Origin of the sequence: Rhizobium sp. HT1-10, from assembly GCF_049472505.1 — a bacterium.
In the GTDB taxonomy this organism is placed as follows: Bacteria; Pseudomonadota; Alphaproteobacteria; order Rhizobiales; family Rhizobiaceae; genus Rhizobium.
Window position 1 is genome coordinate 728,026 of sequence record NZ_JBCEBQ010000002.1, and the last position, 23,209, is coordinate 751,234.

General features: G+C 56.3%; 13 protein-coding genes and 4 pseudogenes. 4 read left to right on the forward strand and 13 right to left on the reverse strand.

Annotated features, from left to right (window positions below):
- Positions 1 to 85: 85 nt before the first annotated feature.
- The 4 genes from VH564_RS08510 to VH564_RS08525 all read right to left on the reverse strand — a co-directional run bounded on the left by VH564_RS08510 (position 86) and on the right by VH564_RS08525 (position 12,805).
- On the reverse strand, positions 86 to 1,564 hold the full coding sequence (locus VH564_RS08510) for an HlyD family type I secretion periplasmic adaptor subunit (protein WP_423339365.1): 1,479 nt from the start codon (positions 1,562 to 1,564) through the stop codon (positions 86 to 88).
- A complete protein-coding gene (locus tag VH564_RS08515; protein WP_423339411.1) occupies positions 1,561 to 3,729 on the reverse strand; it encodes a type I secretion system permease/ATPase in 2,169 nt (722 codons plus the stop codon). The genes VH564_RS08510 and VH564_RS08515 overlap by 4 nt, the downstream gene beginning before the upstream one ends.
- A 108-nt stretch (positions 3,730 to 3,837) precedes the next feature.
- Positions 3,838 to 12,171 carry a beta strand repeat-containing protein gene (locus VH564_RS08520; protein ID WP_423339366.1) on the reverse strand — a complete coding sequence of 2,778 codons (8,334 nt, stop codon included), beginning with the start codon at positions 12,169 to 12,171 and terminating at the stop codon, positions 3,838 to 3,840.
- Between the two features lie 25 nt (positions 12,172 to 12,196).
- Positions 12,197 to 12,805, reverse strand: a complete 609-nt coding sequence (locus VH564_RS08525) for a hypothetical protein (RefSeq protein WP_423339367.1) — start codon at positions 12,803 to 12,805, stop codon at positions 12,197 to 12,199.
- Between the two features lie 547 nt (positions 12,806 to 13,352).
- Here VH564_RS08525 and VH564_RS08530 point away from each other — a divergent pair.
- Positions 13,353 to 13,687, forward strand: a pseudogene (locus VH564_RS08530) (biotin/lipoyl-containing protein); the annotation flags it as partial.
- Between the two features lie 394 nt (positions 13,688 to 14,081).
- Here VH564_RS08530 and VH564_RS08535 read toward each other — a convergent pair.
- The 3 genes from VH564_RS08535 to VH564_RS08545 all read right to left on the reverse strand — a co-directional run bounded on the left by VH564_RS08535 (position 14,082) and on the right by VH564_RS08545 (position 16,041).
- A complete protein-coding gene (locus VH564_RS08535) occupies positions 14,082 to 14,873 on the reverse strand; it encodes an SDR family NAD(P)-dependent oxidoreductase (protein ID WP_423339368.1) in 792 nt (263 codons plus the stop codon).
- A gap of 71 nt (positions 14,874 to 14,944) precedes the next feature.
- The gene (locus VH564_RS08540; RefSeq protein ID WP_423339369.1) at positions 14,945 to 15,325 is read right to left on the reverse strand and encodes a glyoxalase; all 381 of its coding nucleotides are present in this window, start codon (positions 15,323 to 15,325) and stop codon (positions 14,945 to 14,947) included.
- Positions 15,326 to 15,330: 5 nt separating this feature from the next.
- Positions 15,331 to 16,041: an SDR family oxidoreductase gene (locus tag VH564_RS08545; protein WP_423339370.1), complete on the reverse strand. Its 711-nt coding sequence runs from the start codon at positions 16,039 to 16,041 to the stop codon at positions 15,331 to 15,333.
- Between the two features lie 143 nt (positions 16,042 to 16,184).
- On the opposite strand from VH564_RS08545, the pseudogene VH564_RS08550 reads away from it, so the two are divergent.
- Positions 16,185 to 17,053: pseudogene (locus tag VH564_RS08550) on the forward strand (LysR family transcriptional regulator).
- 152 nt (positions 17,054 to 17,205) lie between these two features.
- On the opposite strand, the gene VH564_RS08555 reads toward VH564_RS08550, so the two are convergent.
- The 4 genes and pseudogenes from VH564_RS08555 to VH564_RS08570 form a co-directional block, all read right to left on the reverse strand.
- Positions 17,206 to 17,502 (reverse strand): DUF3175 domain-containing protein, encoded by a 297-nt coding sequence (locus VH564_RS08555; RefSeq protein ID WP_423339371.1) that lies wholly within the window; start codon positions 17,500 to 17,502, stop codon positions 17,206 to 17,208.
- 51 nt (positions 17,503 to 17,553) lie between these two features.
- Positions 17,554 to 17,868, reverse strand: coding sequence for a plasmid stabilization protein (locus VH564_RS08560; RefSeq protein ID WP_423339372.1), 315 nt, complete (start codon positions 17,866 to 17,868; stop codon positions 17,554 to 17,556).
- Between the two features lie 185 nt (positions 17,869 to 18,053).
- A pseudogene (locus VH564_RS08565) lies at positions 18,054 to 18,590 on the reverse strand (response regulator); the annotation flags it as partial.
- 139 nt (positions 18,591 to 18,729) lie between these two features.
- Complete coding sequence (locus tag VH564_RS08570) at positions 18,730 to 19,620, reverse strand: LysR substrate-binding domain-containing protein (RefSeq protein WP_423339373.1); 891 nt, start codon at positions 19,618 to 19,620, stop codon at positions 18,730 to 18,732.
- Between the two features lie 104 nt (positions 19,621 to 19,724).
- Between VH564_RS08570 and VH564_RS08575 the strand changes: the two genes are divergently transcribed.
- Positions 19,725 to 20,924, forward strand: a complete 1,200-nt coding sequence (locus VH564_RS08575) for an MFS transporter (RefSeq protein WP_423339412.1) — start codon at positions 19,725 to 19,727, stop codon at positions 20,922 to 20,924.
- A 49-nt stretch (positions 20,925 to 20,973) separates the two neighbouring features.
- Positions 20,974 to 21,735 (forward strand): SDR family oxidoreductase, encoded by a 762-nt coding sequence (locus VH564_RS08580; RefSeq protein ID WP_423339374.1) that lies wholly within the window; start codon positions 20,974 to 20,976, stop codon positions 21,733 to 21,735.
- 487 nt (positions 21,736 to 22,222) lie between these two features.
- On the opposite strand, the pseudogene VH564_RS08585 reads toward VH564_RS08580, so the two are convergent.
- Positions 22,223 to 22,918, reverse strand: a pseudogene (locus tag VH564_RS08585) (serine hydrolase).
- Between the two features lie 133 nt (positions 22,919 to 23,051).
- On the reverse strand, positions 23,052 to 23,209 hold a 158-nt coding region (locus VH564_RS08590), incomplete at its 5' end, for an ATP-binding protein (RefSeq protein WP_423339413.1).

A 23,209-nucleotide genomic window follows, 5' to 3' on the forward strand; every position in this document is an offset into this window, starting at 1 on the left:
TTGGTATTCAGCTTCGTAGAAGAAGACTTGCCATACCAACGCAAAATTGACTCGGCCGGGACCCCTTTGATAGCATCAATCAGGCCTACCGCTCCTGCATTGCCTCCGATGTGATTTCGGCGAGCGGCGAAAACAAATATTCCAGAATTCGTCGTTTGCCAGTCTTGATCTCGACCGTCGTGGCCATGCCCGACGATAGCGGCAAGGTCTTTCCGTCAACATTGATGGTTGAGACATCTGGCCTGATCGTCACAGGAAATACGAGGTTTTGAACCCGCTGGACATTACCGATCGGGATCAGGCTTTGAAGTTCTTTTGCCGGTTGCCCTTCGAGGGCCTGCGCATCGGGTTCGGGAATAGCATCTGTTCCGACCTCGGTGACGTGGCCGCTGATGATTCCGTAGCGAGTGAAGGGAAACGCTTCAACCTTGATCACAGCCTCCTGCCCAACCGAGACAAAGCCGATATCGCTGTTGGGTATGTACGCTTCGATCTCCAACGCAGCACCCTTCGGCACCACCCGCATCAACTCGGTACCGGCCGAGACGACTTGACCGATGGTCGTGATGGCCGAGGTCTGAACTACACCGTCTATCGGGCTTTTGATTGTCATAGCCTCCCGCCGCGCTTCGGCTTTTACCAACTGCTGCTCCAACTGATCCACCTGGCGGGAGGCGTCCCCTTCCTTCACGACGTTGTCGGCAATAAATGCCCGAAGCGTCTTATTGCCTTCGGTCGTGGCAACCACAAAGGCCGCGCGCGCCTCCTCAAGCTGGCCCAGCTGCTCGGCAAGGTCAGACTCTTCCTTCTGTTGGCCTTCCATCGCATCGATCAGGCCTGCTCTAGAACCTGCGGCACTCGTCATAAGACTGGAGCGCATCGCAACGCGTTCCGCCAAAGTTGCGATCAGCAATCGGTGAGCAGCGATGGCGCCCGTCAGCCGATTGATTGTGGCTTGCTGCTGTTGGCGCTGCGCTGCGAGGTTATCAAGAGAGGTGTCGAGTTGGGATAAGTCAGCAGCGTAGATCAACTGCTCGCGGTTGCGAATGGTCACGGGCGTCCCATCCGCGAAGGGTAGGGGATCGTTGGCTATCAATCTATCGCTGTTCCAAATGCCGTCCGTCTGCCATTTGGCTGCCACAGCCAGCACAGCGTTGCGCCTCACGAGCTCCCCGCGATAGGACGCGAGGCTGGAAGACGCAGCGAGCTCGTCAGACTGGAGTTCGGTGGCATCTAACTCGACCAGAATATCGCCCGCCTTCACCTCGGACCCATTGGTAACAGGCACCGATCTCGTCTTGCCCATCTCAAGGGCCTGGATGATTTTTACCCGCCCCGTGGGTTGGATCTTTCCCTGCGCCGTCGAGACAATATCGAACGTGCCGAAATAACTCCAAAGGATGGTCGCCGAGCACAGGATGCAGATGAACCAGATGAATGCAGTGCGGGTTGGCGATGCCGGCGTTTCCAAGATCTCAAGCGCAGCAGGCAAAAACTCGTTGTCGACAGGCTGTCGCTTGACCGGCCGTTCAGGCTTCGGCAATTTTTGGATTGCTACATTCATGGCTGGTTCGATCCCGACTGCAGGTCCCAAAGATGCGCATAAAGTCCTCCAGGCCGGGCGAGGAGGCTCTCATGCGTTCCCTCTTCGACGATGCGCCCGTCCTTCATGCCGATGATGCGATTGCAGTGACGGACGGTCGCTAGCCTATGGGCAATGATGATCACGGTTCGACCGCGAACAATCTCGCGCATGTTGCCAAGAATGATGCGCTCGCTCTCGTAGTCGAGAGCGCTCGTGGCCTCATCAAGGATGAGGATAGGAGGATTGGTTGCCAAGGCACGCGCGATCGCCAGACGCTGGCGCTGCCCACCAGACAGGTTGGCGCCGCGCTCCTCGATGATCGTGTCATATCCACGCGGGAGTTTTGAAATGAACTCGTCTGCTCCGGAAAGTTTGGCCATATGAATTGCAGCCGCCCGCGACATCGCCGGATTGACGAGACAGATGTTGTCGTGAATGCTGCGATTAAACAGCATGTTTTCTTGCAACACGACGCCGATATTCGATCGGAGCCACGCCGGATCGATCTGGGCGATGTCATGGCCGTCGACATGGACCTGGCCATTGTTCGGAATATAGAACCTCTGGACCAACTTGGTCAGTGTTGACTTGCCCGAGCCCGACGGACCGACGATCCCGATCACCTCACCTGGCCTAACGGAGAACGTGATGTCCTTCAGCACGTCCTGACCATCCGGAGCGTAGCGAAAATTGACGGACTTGAAAGTGATGGCGCCTTTTGGCGTCGGCAGGCTTACCGCCACAGCTGGGCGAGGTTCCTGCGGTGCATTCAATATATCGGCCAGGCGAGCGACAGAAACCTGAACCTGCTGAAAGTCCTGCCAAAGCTGCGACAGGCGAAGGATCGGCTGCGAGACTTGTCCGGCAATCATGTTGAAAGCTACAAGGGCACCAACCGTAAGCTCCCCGTTGATCACGGCTTGCGCTCCAAACAATAGGAGGGCCGCAGACGTGATCTTATTGATATACTGGATGGCGTTCTGACCCTTGGCGGCCAGCATGGTGGTCCAAAATGATGACTGGACATAGGCTGCGAGCCGCTCCTCCCATTGAGCAGCGACGACAGGCTCGACAGCAGATGCCTTCAGGGTCTGAATACCGACCACGGATTCGACGAGAAGCTGCTGGCTAAACGCGCCGCGGTCGAATTTCTCATCAATTTTGGTTTTGAGGAAAGGGCGTATCAGGAAACCAATAGCGAGGTAGAACGGAATAGAGGCGACGACAATCCAGGCGAGCTTCGAAGAATACGAAAACAGCACGAAGATGAAGACGATCGTGAATATGAAATCCAGCCCAGAAAACAGCCCCTGACCGGTCAGGAAGTTTCGGATGGTCTCGAGCTCCCGGACACGAGCCACGGTTTGACCTGCAGCTCTGGTCTCGAAGTAGCTCAGCGGTAGGTTGAGAAGATGGCGGAACAGCCGGCGGCCTAGCTCGACATCGATGCGGTTCGTCGTGTGCGACAGGGCGTAGGTCCGCAGATACTGCAGAATGACGTCGAAGAGCCCGATCGCAACCAGACCGATGACGAGAACAATCAGCGTCGAATAGCTGCGGTGGGCCAGCACCTTGTCTACGACCACCTGGAAAAATAGCGGTGTCACCAAAGCGAACAGCTGCACGAACAGCGAGGCCAGGAGCACATTGCCAAATGCTTTCCGGTAGCGCCAGATCGACGGTAGGAACCAGGAAAAACCAAACGTCTTGGCCGGTGCCCCGGCTCCTGCAAATTTACGCTGCACCAGGATGAACTTGCCATGGGTAGCGTCGAGCACCTCACGCGGCGTCATGTTGCGCACGCTGAAGTCCAGCGGATTGATCACGCGATAGGTTCCATCGCCCATGACGCCGCCGAACACGGCGAATGTTCCATCGGACAAAGACGCAAGGGCCGGCGCTGGCAGCGTCGTCAGCCGCTTTTCGTCGCCAACGGTAATCACCTTAGCCTTGAGGCCGAGTTTCATTGACGCGCGCAGAATGTCTTCGCGAGAGGCTGGGCGAGTCAGAGCCAGCTCGCGTGATAGGGTTTCCGGCCGAGATGCTATCCGGTAGTAGCCGGCCACGGCGGTCAATGCTGCTAGGCCACTGTCCGGAGTGTTGGGATCCGGCTTAAGGGTGTCCGGCTGCTCGCCGGCCGCCAACGCAAAACTATTCACGCCTTAGATGTCCTTGAGGTCAGGCAGATGCATGTCGAACCGGTGGTTGCTGCCAACCCCTCAATGAGATTGGCAGCCTAGCGGATAGCTTGTCTATGCGGCAGCGGGCACTGGCACTGCCGGTTGAGACATCAATGTAGCATCGCCGACCAGGTACTTCGCACCATTGGTCATCTCATATGAGCTGGTGCCGCTGATCGATGAACCATCAGAAAACGCCTGTGCTCCATCGCTGGACGGAAGAAGGTTGATCAATTTGATCCCAGCGTCGCTCATAGTCAAAAGCTCGCCCGGATCACTGACGCCATTCTGGTTGCTATCGCGCCAGACGCGGAACTCGCTCCAACGCGCGTCGTTCGCATCCAGGATATTGTCATGGTTGCTATCGAAGGCGAGCCTCAAGCCGTCGAGGTCAGAGACAGATCCGCCATTTGCAGCGACGTCGGCGTCACTGGCCCAGAGCGAGAATGCCAGCTCCTTGGCTTGGTCGATCGACCCATCTGGCCCTGATTGTCCATCGGCCCCCAAATCAATCGCCAGAAAACCATCGTTGGGTCCAACCCATGCTGTTCCGTCTTTCGCGCCATCGCTATTCCAGTCAAAGGTCGTGCTGGAACCGGTGGCAAGTGCGCTGAGGTCAAGCGGGCGCAGGTCAATATGCCCATCGCCGTCAAGATCCAACAAAACTGGTCCGTGACCGGAGCGGGGCACCGGATACTGGTCGATCATAACCCAAGTGTTACCTGAGTGCGGCCCGCTTTGATATTGATATCGTTGCCAAGCCGTCACGGCTCCGGAGCTATTGTACTGGTAATTTGTGTAGGTCCCATCATCGTTGTTCGAACGGGCGGTTGTGATGTGACCTGAGTTGATGAAGTTTTGGACCAGAGAGGTCCAGCCCTGGTTATTGTTGACGTCGTAGGACGTCGCAGTCCATTTGCTGGCGTCATCGCTGTAGACGTAGTCTGTGGCAAGCTGGCCGCCGCTGGTGTATACGTCCGCCACGCTCGACCAAGGCTGCGCGTTATTTACGTCATATTGATACTGAACGCGTCCGCCATCATCATTGTTTTGTGTCTGGCTCGTCATCCGCCCAGAGGTATCGAACACCTGAGTGATGGTCGACCAAGGCTGGGCGTTGGTGACGTCGTAAATATAGGCATTCCGCGTTCCATCGTCGTTGAAGACGCTTTGGGTAGGCAGTCGTCCCGCTGTGTCAAAACTCTGCTCTATGCGCGACCATGGCTGGCTGTTGGCAGGATCATAGGTGACAGCAGATCGAGATCCATCATCATTGTTCTGGGATTGGTAGGTGAGCCTGCCACTGGTGTCGAAATTTTGATCGATCCTGCTCCAGGGCTGCGTGTTGGCTGGATCGTAGGTGTATGCGTACTTAGTCCCATCGTCATTGGTATTGATTTGATAGGTCAGGCGACCGCTAGTGTCGAAGTTTTGATCGACGCGCGACCAGCCCTGCACGTTTGCAGGATCGAAAGTTGTGACATTGCGTGTGCCGTCGTCGTTATTCTGGGCCTGGTAGGCGAGCCGTCCCGCCGTATCAAAATTCTGGTCGATCCTACTCCAGGACTGATTGCTCGCGGCATCGAAGGTGTAGGCGGCTTTAGTACCATCGTCTTCTGCGTTGAGCTGGTACGTCATTCGACCGCTCGTATCGAAGGTCTGGTCAATCCTTGACCAATCCTGGGTGTTCGCTGGATCGAACAGAGCGATATTTTTCGTGCTGTTGTCGTTGTATTGGGTTTGGACTATCAGTTGGCCTGCAGCATTGAAGGACTGCGTGATGCTCGAATAACTCTGAGCGTTGGCAGCATCGTAGGTATACGCGGTTTTCGTGCCATCGTCGTTAAATTCTGCACGGTAAGTGACGCGTGCGGCTGCGTCGTAGGAGATTTCGACTCTCGCCCATGATGCAGTGTTCAACAGGTCGTAGTCGATCGAACTCGTCCTGACGCCCGAGGTGTTGAAGTAGTCGATATGCTGTTGTGCGCCAGTCGGGGTGTAGAACGAGATCTCGGTCCGGGTTCCATTATCGTTGAACTGCTTTTCGAGCGTCTTTTTGCCCGATGCATCGAAAGACTGCTCGACCCGTGTCCAAGCCTGGGCGTTCAGTGGGTCGTAGAGAACGCCACTCGTGAGCAGGCCGGCTTTATTGACATTGCTGACGCTGAGCTGCTGGCCACTTGGCCCGTCATAGGTTGTCACGATCGACGATCCGTCGGAAGCGATTAGAACTTGCGACGTCTTATGGCTCAGACTGTCTGACGTGACGCGCATGACCAGGCTGCCAAGCGCCGAGACGCTATCGACCACTGTTTGCTTCAGCGAGCTATCAGCATTGCGGTCGACCTTGGTCAACGTCACCGAGCCGTCGGCATGGGTGACGGACGTTTCGATGTGGTCGATGATACCGTCATTGTTGGTATCTTTGTTTAAGATGGTTGTCTGCCCATCGGCGCTCGTGGTTATCGTCCCCTTGGCCACGGTGGCGCCAGCGGCGGTTGTCTCAGCGACTGTCGTCGCAACCAATCCATCGATCTGTAGCTGCGATTGCATGATCGTTTCGAAGATGCCGTCACCATTATAATCGAATTTGATGGTTTTTGACCGACCATCAGGCGAACTATCAGTCTCAATTTTTGCTGCGATCGCCTGTTTCCAGTAAACGCCGCCCGCCGTGAGGTAGGACGCGCTTTGTGCTGTCGCCGTGTTCGTCACGATATCGACGCTGGCACCTCGGCTATCAGTCGTCAGCGTATCGCTCTGATCGATCACACCGTCGCCGTTGACATCCTTCGAAGTCGTCCGACGCGTGCCATCAGCAGAGCGTGTTGTCGTGATTTTCGACGCTAGTTTATTCGTGGTAAGATCAGTATCGGATATGACGCTTGTTCGGCTACCGTCGGCATTGTTGCTGTCTGCCTCGACACGGCGACGGTCAGTCGTCCCATTGCCATCGAGATCCCAGTCGATCGTGGTTTGAAGCCCATTGGCAGATACGGTGGTCGTAGACCGATCCAGGACGGTGCCGCTGGACTTTAGGTCAGTCATCACAGAGGTGACGATACCCGAGTTCGCTACCACCGACTGCTGATGCTGATCGACAATTCCGTCGCCATTGGCATCACGGTCGACCGTCACCGTCAGCCTGTCCGCGCTCGTCAGCCTGACCATTTTGTCTAGCAATTTACCAGCGCCATCAGTCGTCGTCGCGGTTTCTCTGACCGCGCCGTCTGCAAGCACCTCAGTGGTGTCGCTCAAGATTTCTGTCGCAAAGCCTGTCCTTTGGTCGTTCGAAGAGATGACCTGTCCATTCGGGCTTGTCCTAATGACGGAAGAGGAAATGACCGTGCCGTCCGCCTTTGTCGCCGAAATCGTCCGCGTCACCGATCCATCGGCATTCAATACCTTAACGTCGGTGGAGCTCTGTCCATAGGTTCCGGCACCCGTTATGTCCGACTGCGATGTGATCGACAGGCCGTTGGCGCTGGTGGTCGTCAGATAGCGGCTCGACAACGTGCCACCTGAGAAATTGCTGACGGTTCGAGTTTTTGAACCGTCGGCATTCAGTGTCGTCACATCCGTCTGGGTCTTGTCGAACGTGCCAGAGCCGGTCGTATCCCATTTCGTGGAAACGGTCAGGCCATCCCCCGATGTGTCGACCACTGTGGACCCCTTTGCCGTCAAAGTTCCGGCTACAGCGATCAGCAGCGTAGTCGTTGAGGTCGTGCTGCCATTTGCGTTCAAAACGGTTGTCGTCGTCGTCCGCCTGTCCACAACACCATTTCCGTCGGTGTCGAAATCGACAGTCTGGACAAGACCGTTACCGCTGACCGTCGTCGATTTGCTATCGAGCGTTGCGCCCGTCGCCGAAAGGTCTGCGAGGACTTGCCCAACGCTCCCGTCCGCGTTTCTCGTTGTCACGGAGCGTTGGTCGACAACACCATCTCCATTGATGTCAGAAGTGACTGTGGCAACCAAGTTGTGAGGCGTTGCGCTTGAGACTGCTTTGCTCTCGAGGGTGCCGCCGGCCTTGAACACCGAGAGGGTCTCGGTTGTCGTGCCATCAGCATTGACGACCGAGACATCGCTTTCGGAACGTACAGTGGTCCCGCTCCCATCCGCCCAGGAGACAGTCTTGGAAAGACCGTTTGCACTGACGGTTGTTGTGGTGCGGGAGGTCAACACGCTGTTGGCGCCAAATTTGGAAATTATGCGCGTTTGGCTTCCGTCCGTATTCAACGTGGTGACGTCTGTCGTCACAAGCTCGAATACACCGTCGCCGTCAAGGTCAGAGCTTGACGTTCTCGACAGTCCGTTTGATGTCGTCGCAACAACGGATCGGCTACCAAGCGCACCGGCTGCCTTGTATTGTTCGACGGTGTCCGTGGTCAGACCTGCCGCGTTAAGGGCTACCGTTTCCTTCACGTCGATGACAGTGTCACCGTTGATGTCCCAGCTCGTGACAAAAGTCTTCGCGTCGGCACTCGTCGACTTCGTCGTCTTTGATATCAATGCCCCGCTGTTAGACGATATCGAGACGATCTCGCCCGTCGAACCGTCGGTGTTCAGGGTCTTTGTATCCGCTGTGGAACGGTCGATCGTCCCATTGCCATCTTGGTCGACGTCAACCCGTGTCGAAAGACCATTGGCGCTAAGGGTCGTCGTCGCCTTGTCGGTGAGGCTCGTACCAGCGTAGTCAGAAACCGCTGTAATTGTGGAGCCGGCGTTGCTGTATGCAACGGTCTTTACAGTTTTTGCGTCGACAATCCCGTCGCCGTTGCTGTCAGTCTCGATTGTGATGGTTGTGCCGTTCCCAGTAACTGTCGTCGTAGACTTGTTGAGCAGCGTAGAATTGGCGCTCTTATTCGTTTGGGTTTCAACCCGACTGCCGTCGACACGCAGCACCGTCTGGTCGACAAAGGTGAGATCGAGGTTTCCATCGCCGTCGAGATCGGTGTTCACTGTCTTCGTCAAACCATCGCCACTAACAACTGTGCTCGTCTTTTTGAGCAGCACACCGCTGGCACTGGTTTGAGACGTGGTTGTCGTTTGGGTAGCGTCTCCGGCAGTCGTTTGAAGTAAATTCGTGTCGGCATGGCCATCGCCGTTGCTGTCAGTCGTGACCGTTGTTGTCCTGCGATCAGGACTGACCGTCGTGATTACCGAGGATGCTAACGTCCCATCCGCGCTCTTGACATTAACCGTCTCTGTCCGTCCTCCGACGGAATTGAGGACAATTGTGTCTGACGACGTTTGGTCGAAGACACCATCGCCATTGATGTCGAGCTTCTGAGCCTGCGTCAGGCTGTCAGCAGATGTCGTCGTTACGGATTGAGAGAGGATTGCGCCGGAAGCACTTTTGGCGGTGACGGTCTCTGTCCGTGAACTGTCGGTGTTCGTCACGATAACATCACTGGAGATGCGATCGGAAGTGCCGTCACCGTTCAGATCGGAACTGGTCGTCCTGGAAAGGCCGTTTGCCGCAGCGACTGAGGTCACCCGTGAAATGACGGAACCATCCGCGCTCGTTGCGGCTACGGTATCGGTGGTGACGCCGGATCCGTCGACCGAGATCGTCTCCAGGCTATCTAGAGCGCCGTCGCCGTTCGTATCCTTCGATATGGACGTCGTCTTGCCATTGACATCGATGGTGGTAACGACCTTCGACAGTAAGGCCCCGTTACCGCTCTTGCTCTGCACTGTCTCGACGCGGCTGAGGTCGGCAGCCACCACTGTGACGTCGGAGCTGACGACATCGTAGTGTGTGTCTCCGTCGATGTCCGTGGAAACCGTTTTTGACAAGCCATCGGCAGTCGTGACGGTCGTAGTTCTTCCGCGCAACGAATTGTCACCGTTGTTCGTCGTCACATCGACGGTGATTGCACCCGCCGTGCCTACACTCGTGACCACCTGAACGCGGGAGTCGATGCTGCCGTTGGCGTCAATATCCGAGGTGATGGATTTGGTTCGGCTATCAGCACTGGTCGTGGTGATCGTGCTGCTAAGTAAAGTGGCATTATTGCTGCGATCCTGCACGGTGCGGGTTTTGCTGCCGTCTGCGGCAATCGTTATGACGTCGCTCAGTACATCGTCGTCGACCCCGTCGCCGTTGATATCGGTGCGCGTTGTCTTGGACAGACCCGTGGCATCCGATTGCACCACGACTTGTTGCAGCAGAGTGCCACTAAAACTCAGGCCTTTTGTCGTGGTCGTCGATGATCCATCCGCAGCGGTTGTGAAGACCTGGCTCTGGTCGTTCGTACCGTTGCCATCCTGGTCGATTGTTGTCGTGATCGTCTGATGGTCGGCACTGGTTACCGTCGTCGTTTTGCTAACGAGAGAGCTGTCCGCGTTGAAGTCAGAGACAGTCTGCGTCCTTATGCCATTAGCATCCACTGAAATGACGTTCGTCTGGCTGCGGTCGAAGGTGCCGTTGCCATCGTCGTCGAAGTTGGTGGTGATGGTCTTGCCGTCAGCGCTCGTATTGATCAGGTTCTTGAATGCAAGGCTGCCGTCGGAGTTGTAGCCGAGGAGAGTTTCGGTTGTGGTGCTATCAGCATTCGTCACCGACTGGCAGGAAATAATGTAGCCATTTGCATCCGTTGTAAAAATAGCGTCACCGACGGCCCCGGTCGAGCCATCGGCTTTCGTATAGGTGGTCGTACCGGTGATTGCAGAACCGTCGCTGAACGTCTGGCCGCTTCCCTTTGGGGTTAGGTCGATCGACGTAATACCCAGCGATCCCAGGGTTACAAGCTGGCCGTTTACCGAAACCTTGAACTGAGACCAGGCGCCATCGCCTGCGTCGAGTTTGCCGTTCCCGTTCGTGTCGAAGACGTCTCTGATGGCTTGGAGGTCAGATGTGGCTGAAGGATCCCACTGTGTGAATTCATATTCCGACGCATTGGTGATTTTCCCATTGCCATCTGCATCGATGACAAGCACACCCGTTCCGTCGCCGGCCCAGGCAGTACGATGTTGGTAGCCGTCACCTTGTTCCTCTACAAAGTAGGTTGATGTCGATATAGGATTAATATTGATTCCGTTACCTGTCAGATCTAATAAAACCGGCGGACTATCGTCGTCGGATCCTGAGCCGTTTAACGATCCGGAAGGAGCTCCGACCTGTCCGTGATCATTTTCCTCGGCATCAAAGCTATTGCCGTTATTAAGATCCACGTGGTCTGCAGCTTTTCCATTGGCGTCTGTATATGAGTATCCATGGCCAACTACATTCCCATCTTGATCCGTGTAGTCCCAAGAGCCCGTTACCGTGACGCTACCGGACCCGCCGCCACCAAATGGGCTCGCTCCGTTAGCGCCAATGCCTCCAACAACACCGCCTTTTGCGCCACTCGAGCCGCTATGATGACTCGTACCTGTTGACGCAGATTTTTGGCCGCCGGAAGAGCCGTTTGCACCGCTGCCGCTTTGAGATCCGTTATCTGTCGAGCCGGTGTCTGTACTCGCGTCGCTGTCTGTAGACCCATGATATCCCGAGTAGCCTAGGCCTCCCCCGGCGCCATCCCCTTTCGAATTTAAAGAGGATCCATTGTAATTGCTGCCCGGCATGTAGGAAAAATCAAAGGCAGTCGCTGGGTAAGTCGGCATAACTGGCATGACGGGCGTCAGCGATATGGGCTGGACTATTGGCACTGATAGACTGCCAATAGCAGTGGCCGGAATCATGTGCGCGATCGCAACAGGCGTTGCAAGAGTGGCTGCTGGGGCCGCCCCCATCTCGGAAGGGGTATCCAGCCCCATATTTTGACCTGTGTATCCGGACGTGATCGGCCCGTAGGCAGGATCAGTGATGCTATAGGGGTTAAAGTCACCAGTCCCAGAAAGTGGGTCGAAGTGCCAGGAATTACCCGCTCCGGATTGTGAGCCTGATCCCGACCGAGACGACAGGAGCGAACTTAAAGCATCAGGTGTTCCATAATTTCCGACCCCGTATTGAAAACTTGAGCTGGGAAAGCTATAATTCGCGGCGTTTGAAGAAATTTCATCAAAGATTGCTCCTGCCGCAGCTCCCGCAAGGTTTCCCATAACAAAAGATACAACTGGCCCGCCTAGCTCAAAGCCTATTATAGCTCCCGCTACGCTCGAAGCCCCTTGAAGTTCAGCCTTCACCAGCTTCCCAAGGTCTTTTTGACTTAAACCGTAGACAGTGCTTATGACTAGTGTCCCGATGTAACCTGACGCTCGGCCAACTTGCTGGTATGCACTTAAGTTTTTCCCGTCAAAGAGACTTTTGGCCAAAACTCCACTGGCAGCAATAAATCCAGAAATAGTCACCGTGGCTGTAATTTTCGCCGGCCCGAAAGCCTGTACTGCCTTGGTTTCGGCCTCATGTAGTCGATCGAAAGTCGATCCTGCTCTTTTGTCGCCAGTAAACGTGGTCATGCCTTATACCTATTGGAGTTGATAATCAATCATGATAGTATTTTCTGATCGCCGCCGACGCGATCTCTCCCAAACACAGATATGCAATAAATATCTCTGCGATACTTCTAACAACGTTGACTGCCATCGGAACGGCGAGACTTGGCTGAAAAGGACTAAAGTCTCTTGTGAAACTACTCATGGATGCGGCCAACGCGACAAAGATGCATATCAAGCAGTATATAGTTAGCTTTACCGACAGCCTCTGCTTGTTAAACTTTTTTCTAAAAAAAATGCGGATAGTGAAAAATACAAAGAATATGAAACTAGATATGGCGTTAACGTTTAGAAACATACACACGTCAAAGAGGTTGATATTTTCGGCGAAAAGCTGGCGTGAAAGATAGTAATTTTGCGGCCACATTAAAAATACTAAAGAGCGTTCGCTGCATCTATTTAAACCAGGGAATGTATAAAAAAACAAAATGCCGCACAAAGCCATGCCGAATGCTGCAAAGCCCCATTTCAAGACGGTTCGGTCTAAGAGCGGACGAAAAGTTGGTTGTTGGCGCAATATCGGTCTCATCATTGTTATCCGCCGGATCTGAATGGCACTGAAACTAAAAAGCCCAGCACCATGTGGTTTGGCGTTCATATAATCCCACGAAAGAATGAGTTCAAATGTGTATCTCCACCCAAACCCCTTGCTGCTTCGTAGACTACGCGCGTATGACCTCACACGCGTGTTTAATAGTAGATCCGTACTGCTGTTTAATTGCCATAGACGTTGTTGCTAAACCCAATTAAGGCAGCAAACTGAAGCGAGGCTGAAGCCAAACTGAGCACCGCCTAGTCAAACCTGTAGTAACGGAGAAGGAAGCTAAGCCGATTAGCCTATCTGTGAAGCCAGACGGCGTGAGGAACGATCTGCCGCCCAGCTTTTCGACCAACTCTCGCATTTCATTATGGTTATCCCTTCTTCGGCATCTCCGAGCACGCGGAAATCTGAGAAGTTTCTGCAAAACCCGTCACATCAACCATCTAGTGCATTGAAGCAGTCATAAAATTCCCATTTACGTTCAGTTGCGCGAATCCGGGTTATGTCCCAGACCGTTTGCATTATATTGAAACCTCTCAGGTCGCACCTCCGCTCAAGCACGTCCAGCGGGCAGGTTCATTTTGTTTCCGGCGGAACGTCAGATCTCAACCAGGCGATGACCGGTACCGACGAGAAGGGCATGGTCAAGTTATTCTTCGAGCTTATTGGCCAGCCGCGCCACATCAAGGGGCCAGATCGCGTCCATGCTGGTGCCGGTGGCGCCGTTCCCCGCAAGACTGAGGCTAGGAATGCCGCCCATGGCGGCGCGCTGATGCCTGGCGTCATCTCGCGCGTTTTCGTTTCACCTGGTCAGACGATCAAGGCAGGCGATGTGCTGGCTTCCGTCGAAGCCATGAAGATGGAACCGCCATCCATGCAGAAGCAACCAACACCGTTGGCGAACTGCTCGTACCAGCCGGCGACCAGCTGGACGCATAGAACCTGCTTGTGGTGTGCGGGTTCTAGAAGATGCTGCGATGTTTGCGATTTGTAGCGTAGTTCTTAAATCTTAAATCCGCCGCCTAAGTCGTTGAATTCTGGAGTCGAAGTTCCATAAATTGCCGTTACGCTTCATCCGGCCGAATTGGTTAGAAATATATTTTGAAACCGAGTGCTCGGCGGTTCCTATCTCTTCAAGACCGTTGATCAATTCTTGGCAGCAGCGGACATTGGCTGGAGAACAGCTCTCTGCTTACGAAGCCGGCCAGCAGCAACATTGTACGACCATCGGCAAATAATAGAAGCGCGGGTGAGTTGCTAAGGGGCCGACCACCACCGGGCACTGCGAGACAACCTATAACAAATCAATGCAGTGGCCAGTCGATAGAGCGTGTCAGAGGGTGTCGATCAACCCACCGTCCGCACGCATCGAAGCGCCAGTCGTTGCGGACGCCAGAGGCGAGGCGAGGTATGTGACAAGATTGGCGACTTCGTCCACGCTGGCCGCGCGCTGAATGATCGAACTGCTGCGATGCTTTTTGACGAAATCCGCCGCGACCTCCTGGATGGGCTTGCCTGTCTTCGCACGCTCGTCGGCGAGCATTGACTCTACGCCTTCGGATAGTGTGGGACCCGGGAGCACCGAGTTTACGGTGACGTCGGTCCCGGCCATGCGCTTGGCTAGGCCGCGGGCAACCGCGATGTCCGCAGTCTTGCTGACGCCGTAGTGGATCATCTCCACCGGTATGTTGAATCCGGATTCTGACGCGATGAAGATCACGCGGCCCCAGTCGCGCTTTTGCATTCCGGGAAGATACGCCCGTGAAAGCCTGACGGCCGACATGACGTTCACCTGCCAGTGGCGGTCCCACACCTCGTCGCCGGCCTCGAAGAAGTCGAGCGGCTGGAAGATGCCCGCATTGTTGATGAGGATGTCCACATGAGGAACATTGGTGACCAGGGCGCCGCATCCTTCAGCGGTGGCGACGTCAGCTGGGACGGCAGTGACGGTACGCTTGGCGCCTTCGCCCTTCAGACGTTCGGCTGCCTTGGAGGTCTTCTCGTCGGATCGGCCGTTGATCACCACGTCTGCGCCCGCCCGCGCGAGTTGACGGGCGATGGCGTATCCGATGCCTTCTGTGGATCCGGTAACAAGGGCTGTCTTGCCTGTGAGGTCTATCTGCATTTTTTGCTCCTGTTGGGTTTGATTATAAAACGTATGAAAACTGACAATTGGCCGCGTCACAGCCACCCTGTCTAGGCGGCGGCCTGCTTCGACGCCTCGCGGAACACAAGTTCGATCAAGATCTGACCGGGCGTTCTCACGAACAGGCGTCGCTCGCCCAGATCGGGCAAATCCATTGTCGAGTAAGGGGTTTGCCTTTTGTCGAGGTCAGCCCGGAATTCATTGTAACCGTCCAGCCGGAAACCGATATGATCGATGATCTCGGCGCCACGTCCAACGGGCGCCCCACCACCAGGGATAAGATGCACGATCGGCTGGTCGCCTTCGTAAAGCCAGTAGCCCGGAAAGCCGAACGCGGGACGGTATCCGACAGTCAGACCAAGCAGGTCCTGAAGGAACTGTCTGGTGCCTTCCAAGTCGGCAGTCCGCAAGGTCACGTGATCGAGGTTCACGGCGTTCACCCGATCACACCACCACCATCGACCCGGACAGTCGACCCGGTCGCGAACGGCGTCGTCATGAGGAAGAGCACTGCATTGGCGATGTCAGAGGGCTGACCAATCGCCTTGGCGGGCAAGCTAGCGGCAACGCGCTCGAACATGGCGTTTCGGTTGGCTTCCTCCATCTTCGCCCAGAGCGGCGTGTCGATGAGCCCAGGCGAGACTGCGTTGACCCGGACTGGAGAAAGTTCGAGCGCCAGTCCGCGGCCGAGCGACTCCAGAGCGGCATTGATCGCGCCCTGAAGAACCGACGAGCCGGACGGACGTTCGCTCAGGAATCCAGAGATGAGGGTCAGCGAACCTCTTTCCGCAAAGCGGGCCACCCTGGCAATCCGGTAGGCGCCCCAGAACTTGCTCTCCATCGCGCGCTTCGCGTCTTCGAGTGAAAGCTTGCGAACCGGCCCGCTGGGCGTTTGTGCCGCCGAGATCACGACGTGATCCCAAGCATCCGACCCGACGAAAAAGGATTCGACGGCGCTCTCGTCGCCGGTGTCGAGAACGGCTGTTTCAACGTCGCCCAGTGCCGCTGCAGCTTCGGCCAGCTTCTGTTCGGAGCGGGAGGCGATCGTCACTTTTGCGCCGGCCGCAAGAGCCTGCTCTGCGACTGCATATCCGATGCCGGAACTTCCGCCGACGACGAGGACACGCTGATTGGTCAAGGATGTCATTTTCAATCTCCTGTCTGGCGGCGAACCGTCCTGTTGAATTCGATTGGTCGGAATATAGGGCATAGTGACAGCAGCAAGAATGGCTGTTGTCGGTGAGTGTCTCTTGCGATATCAGCAAGAATATGAGTGACAACTTTCTGGACATGCTGGTCTTCGTAAGGGTGGCGGACGCCGGAAGTCTTTCCGGAGCAGCACGCGAACTCAACTTCTCCCTCACCGTCGTTAGCCGCAAGCTGTCGCGGCTCGAGGAACGTTTGGGCGTCCGTCTGATGAACCGGACGACGAGGTCGTTGACCCTGACCGAAGAAGGCACGCGCTTCTACCAGCGCTGCGTCCGCATCCTTACCGAGATCGAGGAAGCGGAGACGGAGGTCACAAGCGGCCGGGACACCGCAACCGGCACGCTGAAGGTGACCGCCACATTCGCTTTCGGGATACGATGGCTCGCGCCGTTGCTTGGCGAGTTCCAGCGTGCTCACCCCGCTCTGCATGTGCGTCTCGACACGGACGACGGCGTCATGAACATCGTCGACGCCGGATACGATCTGGCGATCCGGTTCGGTGCGCTCGCCGACTCCAGCCTCATCGCGCGACAACTGCGCCCAACAGGCGGGTCATCTGCGCGGCGCCGACCTACCTCGACCTTCGCGGACGGCCCGGCACACTCGATGACCTCCTGAAGCACGACGTCATATCGTTCGGCGACCCTGCGAACACACACTGGGTATTCGCCGACGGCCGCTCCGTCAACGTTGTGAGCAAACTCAGCACCAACAACGGGGAACTGGGTCACCGCTGGGCATTGCAGGGATCGGGCCTCATTCTGAAATCCATCTGGGACGTTCAAGAGGACGTCGCCGCGGGAAGGCTGGAGATCGTCCTTCCAGAGCACCGGCTGCCCGCAGCGCCGATCCACGCGGTCTTTCCCCATAATCGGCTTGCGGCAGCGAAGGTTCGCCTTTGCGTGGACTTCCTCGCTGCACGTCTAAAGAAAACGTCGCCCGAACAGTAGCGTGTCCGTCGCGCGGGACTTGGTGTCGAAGGTCGGCCGCAAGCAGGAGAATACCCTGAGCTGGACACCGTCAGCGGATCTCGTAGTTCGAGAGTTTGACCGTTACTGTGTTGCGAGGCGGCGAGCGGACTATTGACTTTGCCGCCCGACGATCAGTGTTTCGGCTGCTTGCCGAAATCCTTGCGCAACTCGTCCTTGGCGCGATTAAGGGTCGCCAGGCGCGACTTCGACAGCTGCTTGCCGGCGCGATTGATGTAGAAATTCAGCATCGACATGGCGGACTGGAAAGGGCTGGCCTTGCGGCGGTCGCTATGTTCGGCTGAGGCTTTGAGCGAGTCGGCGATATTTTTGGCGCTGCGCTGTTTGAAGACACCGCCTTTAAGGTCCATCGCGTCGCTGTTGTCAGTGACATCCTGCGACCACTTCTGTTTGGATTTCTTCTTCGGCATGAACGTTCCTCCATAGAAGAAACGGCGCCACTGTCGTGACGCCGTGTCCTATCAATGATGAGCGTGGTGCTCGTTGCGCTTGCGCGTGGCAGCAGCCTTCTTGGCGGATGCTGAGCGCTCTTCCGTGGTGCGTGACGCGGCGGCGGCACCGCCCTTGCGTCCGCCCTTTTCGGAGGAAGCGTGGTTTTCGGCATGGCCACGGCCGGACCCTGACTTCTTGCCACCCCCACTTTCCTTGTTGACGGTGGCCCAGGCGCGGCGTTCGGCCTCCTTCTCGGAGACGCCACGATCCTCGTACCCTTCCTCGATATGCTCGGCCTTGCGCTTCTGCTTGTCGGTATATGCGGATTTGTCGCCCTGCGGCATGGAACATCTCCTCTTGCTTCGATGAAGAAAAGAAAACGATGTCTCATCCTCAAAGTTCCGCAACGAGCGCGCTGGCCACGTCGGTAGAGATAAACCGCGTTAGGCGCATCACCGGCATCATTCATCAAGAACAAATAGATCCGGCTGTCAGCCGTCCGCAGATCGTTTCAGGACGCTTAGCGCGTTCAGGACTTGACGAACTCCTGAACGCGTTTCGCGAATGCGTTCATCTCGAACGGCTTGGTGACGATCTGCATGCCGGGATCGAGGTGACCGTTGCTGAGGACCGCCGTTTCGGCGTAGCCGGTCACGAACATCACCTTGAGGTCGGGGCGAATTTCGCGTGCCGCGTCCGCGACCTGCCGTCCGTTCATGCCGTTCGGCAAGCCGACGTCCGTGATCAGAAGATCGATCTTGGCCTCCGATCTGAGTACCTTCAGACCGTCAGGACCGTCGCCTGCTTCCAGCGTGCGGTAGCCAAGGTCATCGAGCACTTCGACGACGAGCATACGAACGAGTGCCTCGTCGTCGATCACAAGTACCGTTGCGCTGCTTTTGGCCGCTGGATCGGCGCTTTCCACCTCGACATTGGCTGAAGCGGCTTCGGCGATAGCATGACGTGGGAGAAAGACAGTGACGGTCGTCCCTTGCCCGACCGCTGAATGAATTCTCACGTGGCCGCCCGACTGGTTCACGAACCCATGGATCATGGACAGTCCGAGGTCTAGAAAGCAACGCGTCAGAGGGCTGCCTTCAATTGTCGCTTTGCGGGAAATGTTACGATGTCGTCAAAAGGTCCGTAAGTTCAGATCCCTTCAAGACTGCTTCCGTTGAAACCCGATATACAGCCAGTTCTTGAGCTCATCCACTGCCCTCTGCTACGAGCCAGTCGACGAACCCAGCATTCAAACTCCCAACGTCGGATCGGCGAGGGGTAATGGCGATGTACCCGGTGCGAGGCACCTTGATGTGGGGCAGCGGAGTCAAGAGTCTGCCGTTAGCGATGTCGAGATCGAGCATCGGGAGAGGGCCAATCCCAATGCCGAGGCCATCCTCCACCGCCTGTCGCGCGACAAAGAAATGATCGAACACTTGGCGCGGAAGTCCGACGAGGTGGCGTTGTCCCGAAGCCTGCAGCCAGTCGACCCAGTCGCCGCCGCGTGTCTCCGCCGCAAGTAGGGTATGTCCTCTAACGTCGGCTGGTTCGAGAACGGGTCGACGTTCGAAGAGGACCGGCGACATGATGAGAGTGTCAACATCGTCGAGAACGTGCACGACAGTGTGATGTGGCCAAAGGTCTACTCGTGGAACACCGCGCCTGATTGCGACGTCGTAGCCGCCTCGTACCTCCTCGAGCACGCAGGAAACCGTCGTAACCACAACCTCCACGTCAGGATGTGCCGCGTGATATTGGCTAAGCCTCGGGATGAGCCATCGCATTGCGAAACTGGTTGGTGCGCTCACACGCAGGATACTTCTCGCGCCGGGCCGTCCACAAGCTTTGGCCGCAATTGACAGGCTATCAAATGAAAGAGCCACTTCGGCGGCAAAGACGCGCGCCACCGGTGTCGCAACCATCCGGCGTCCTTCCTTCACAAACAGACGCTGTCCAAGCCAGCTTTCCAATGAGGCGATTTGCCGACTAACCGCCCCGTGCGTAAGTCCGAGTTCCCCTCCAGCTTCGACATAGCTACCCGTTCTGGCTGCAACCTCGAATACACGCAGGGCATTTAGGGGTGGAAGTCGACGCATGTTGAACCTGTGAGGAAATTGAACACTACCTGTGACGAAAATCTATCTAGTCGAGAAAAGATCACACATCTAGTGTGGGAAAGGAAAGAAACATGGCCAAATGTATGGTGCCCTCCAAAGCCAACGAAGACCTCGCCGTTGCAGAAGAAACATCAATCAGACACCGCAGCTTGATAGCAGCCTGTCTGGCGCACGCGGTCCACGACGGTTTCACCGATAGTCTTTATGCTTTCCTGCCCGTATGGCAGACACAGTTCGGACTTTCCTACGCGGCTTTGGCAATCGTTCGCGCACTCTATTATGCGACCATGGGCGGCTTACAGATCCCTGCGGATCGGGCCCTCAAGCGGTTCTCCCCGAGGACGACCTTGATGCTCTCAACTGCCATGGCTTCTACAGGTTTACTGATTGCGGTCATGCCACTCGGTTTTTTCGGCCTGTGTGTCGGCCTCGTCATTGCCGGGATCGGATCGAGCGTCCAACACCCGCAGGGTTCAATGCTCGTCACTGATACATACGGCGAGGCTGCGCGACGCCCGCTTGGGGTCTACAATTTCTCTGGGGATCTCGGTAAGGCTCTCCTGCCGGCACTTGTCGCGGTGATGTTACCAATCCTCGCGTGGCGACCGGTATTGGCATTGTTGGTAATACTCGGAGCTCTCGTCACGTTTGCTCTGGTGTGGCTGGCCCCCGCAACCCCCATCAAACTTAGCAACAAGCGGCAAGGCTCTCGGGTGAAAGCATCCAGCGGCTTTGACATTTTGACTGTTATCGGGGGGCTCGATACGGCGACGCGCATGGGTTACCTGTTGTTCCTGCCGTTTCTTGTTCGAGGACACGGCGGCGGGTCGACCGAAGTCGGCGTAGCGCTAGGGCTTCTGTTTGTCGGTGGGGCCCTCGGTAAGGTGACGTGCGGTTGGCTCGCTGAGCGCTTTGGGGTCGTTGTCAGCGTCATAGCAACCGAAGCGCTAACAGCAGCTATGATAACAGCGACATTATTCACGCCGATTACAGCCACGCTGGCCATGCTGCCCGTATTAGGCGTAGTCCTGAACGGGACGTCTTCGATACTTTACGGCAGCGTTCCGGAGCTTTCATCCGGCGACACAGGCCGTGCCTTCGCGATCTTCTACACCAGTGTAATCGGTTCGGGTGGTCTTGCTCCCATCGTATACGGCTTGATAGCTGACCACACGAGCCAGACAGTAGCAACCATCGCATCCGCCGCGACGGCAGGCCTGATTATCCCGCTAATGCTCGTGCTTCGGCCGCATCTGCAGAAGGTCGCCAAAGCCTCAACCTGATGATTCAACCAAATCAACGTCGATCTAACCAGCCAGTCAGGAATTCACAATGAACAACGTTTCCGGTGCGCCACTCATTCTCATCACAGGCGGCAGCCGCGGTGTTGGAGCTGCAACAGCGCGGCTCGCTGCTGAAAAAGGCTACGACGTCGCGATCAGTTTTCTTTCCAACGAAATTGCCGCCAACGAAGTGGTGTCGGACGTCCTGGCGACAGGGCGGCGTGCTATCGCGGTAAAAGCAGACAGTGCCGATCCAGACCAAATACGACATCTGTTTGATGCAATCGACGGAGAATTTGGCCGGATCGACGTGTTGGTCAACAACGCGGCAATGATCGCGAAACAATCTCGATTGGAAGAGATCGGCTTTGAGCGCATGCAGCGGCTATTCGCAGTCAATTCCATCGGACCGATGCTTTGCTCGAGAGAGGCTTTAAAGCGCATGTCCTACCGTCATAACGGCAAGGGTGGCGTGGTGATCAATGTCTCGTCGGCGTCTGCGCGGCTGGGCAGTCCGGGCGAGTATGTCGACTACGCTGCCTCGAAAGGCGCGCTGGAAACGTTCACTGTTGGCTTCGCCAAGGAAGTTGCTCGCGAAGGCATCCGCGTGAATTGCGTGCGCCCGGGCCATATTTATACCGAGATGCACGCCAGCGGTGGAGAGCCAGGAAGGGTTGATCGTGTCAAGGACAGCATTCCGATGGGCAGGGGCGGTCAGCCTGAAGAGGTAGCTCGGGCGATATTGTGGTTGGCAAGCAATGATGCATCGTTCTCGACCGGAGCGTTTCTCGACGTCACGGGAGGCAAATAGTGATGCCTAGAATGGCGACGGTCGCCTTTTGGTGACCTCCTACGTTTTTAAATTGCACCAGGGTTTAATCCATTGATCTCGCGGCATCTACGTCTCGATTAGCCCTCAATGAACTCGATCGCCGCTCTGGCATCTGACGGGGTCTGGCTGCGTCGCAAAGGTGTGTAGCTCATTTTCAGCGTGCAGGAACCGAATGCGCCATTGTCTCCTTGAGGTATTTCGCGGGCGGAACGCCGAGGATCCGCGTGAACATCGCTCTGAAACTGCTGCGCTTTGGTAGCCAAGATCAAGTGCGGCTTGGGTAATGGTATCCCACGGATTAAGCGATTGACGGCTTTAACAATGCGCAGGTGGTCTCTCCACCGTGAAAACGTCATTCCGGTTTCAGCGATGTAGCCGAACAGGGCACTCGCAATCATTCGCGGAAAGTGATTTGCATTCTCTCGCGTGACCGACCTTATTTGGGCCGACACTGCTTGAACACATCCTACTTCGTCTCCAGCGCCTTGATCAGCGAGTATGTCGCCTCGACGCGCGCCTCGTTTGGATAGTTCTTGTTCGCGAGAACGATGACTCCAAGGCCTTCACTAGGCACCATGGCGATATAGCCGCCAAACCCATTGGTCGAGCCTGTCTTGTTGAGGATCACTTTTTTCTGGATCAGAAGCGGCGGGCTAATCCTGCTGACAGGTTGGGGTTTCATGATGAAGTCGTAGCCGTTGCCCGACATCATCGTCTGCAGGTCTACCGGCCATGGATATTGCTCCTAGATCATGTCTTGGGTGAAGAACGCGGTCTTGTATTGGCCTTCGTGGGTGCGTTCGACCGCCTTGCGCAATTCGTCGGAGGCCTGTCCGCCTCCCAATTCGACAGCAAGAACCTTGAGCATGTCACTGGCGCTTGACTTTACGCCGTACGCTTCCGCGGCGAGGACGCCGGGGTTCACCCGGATCGGCGCGTTGGTCTTTCGGTCGTAACCGAAGGCATATTGGTTCATCTCGTCCTTCGGAACGTCGATCCACGTATGCTTCAAGCCGAAGGCGGGGAAGAGCACGTCCTTAGCGGCCTGCCTGTAGTTCGAGCCCATGGCCTTGCCGGAGATGTAGCCGAGCATGCCGATGCTGATGTTGGAATAGCTGCGGGCGCCTGGCTGGGGCGGGTGCCAATTCTTCAGCCAGCCGATCTGTCAACGCCGGAGCAAATTAAGGCCAGGCGGCGGAGTAAAACCAGGCCACTTGTGGCGCACGCATGAGACCTCCGGGAGGGCGTAGCCCGAGCGGGGGTCTCATGCGTGCGTGGCGATTTTCAAGGAGGGTTTAGCCGGCCTTTCTGGCGCGGCTTTGGGCGAGACGATAGCTGTCGCCGTTCATCTCGAGGATGTTGACGTGGTGGGTGATGCGATCGAGCAGTGCGCCCGTCAAACGCTCGGAACCCAAGGTTTCCGTCCATTCGTCAAACGGTAGATTGCTGGTGA

Excerpts from the sequence above, each read along its gene's own strand:
- VH564_RS08575 (WP_423339412.1), top strand. The coding sequence starts at position 19,725 with ATGGTGCCCTCCAAAGCCAACGAAGACCTCGCCGTTGCAGAAGAAACA.
- VH564_RS08570 (WP_423339373.1), bottom strand. The coding sequence starts at position 19,620 with ATGCGTCGACTTCCACCCCTAAATGCCCTGCGTGTATTCGAGGTTGCA.
- VH564_RS08580 (WP_423339374.1), top strand. The coding sequence starts at position 20,974 with ATGAACAACGTTTCCGGTGCGCCACTCATTCTCATCACAGGCGGCAGC.
- VH564_RS08545 (WP_423339370.1), bottom strand. The coding sequence starts at position 16,041 with ATGACATCCTTGACCAATCAGCGTGTCCTCGTCGTCGGCGGAAGTTCC.
- VH564_RS08555 (WP_423339371.1), bottom strand. The coding sequence starts at position 17,502 with ATGCCGAAGAAGAAATCCAAACAGAAGTGGTCGCAGGATGTCACTGAC.
- VH564_RS08560 (WP_423339372.1), bottom strand. The coding sequence starts at position 17,868 with ATGCCGCAGGGCGACAAATCCGCATATACCGACAAGCAGAAGCGCAAG.
- VH564_RS08510 (WP_423339365.1), bottom strand. The coding sequence starts at position 1,564 with ATGAATGTAGCAATCCAAAAATTGCCGAAGCCTGAACGGCCGGTCAAG.
- VH564_RS08520 (WP_423339366.1), bottom strand. The coding sequence starts at position 12,171 with ATGACCACGTTTACTGGCGACAAAAGAGCAGGATCGACTTTCGATCGA.
- VH564_RS08535 (WP_423339368.1), bottom strand. The coding sequence starts at position 14,873 with ATGCAGATAGACCTCACAGGCAAGACAGCCCTTGTTACCGGATCCACA.
- VH564_RS08525 (WP_423339367.1), bottom strand. The coding sequence starts at position 12,805 with ATGAACGCCAAACCACATGGTGCTGGGCTTTTTAGTTTCAGTGCCATT.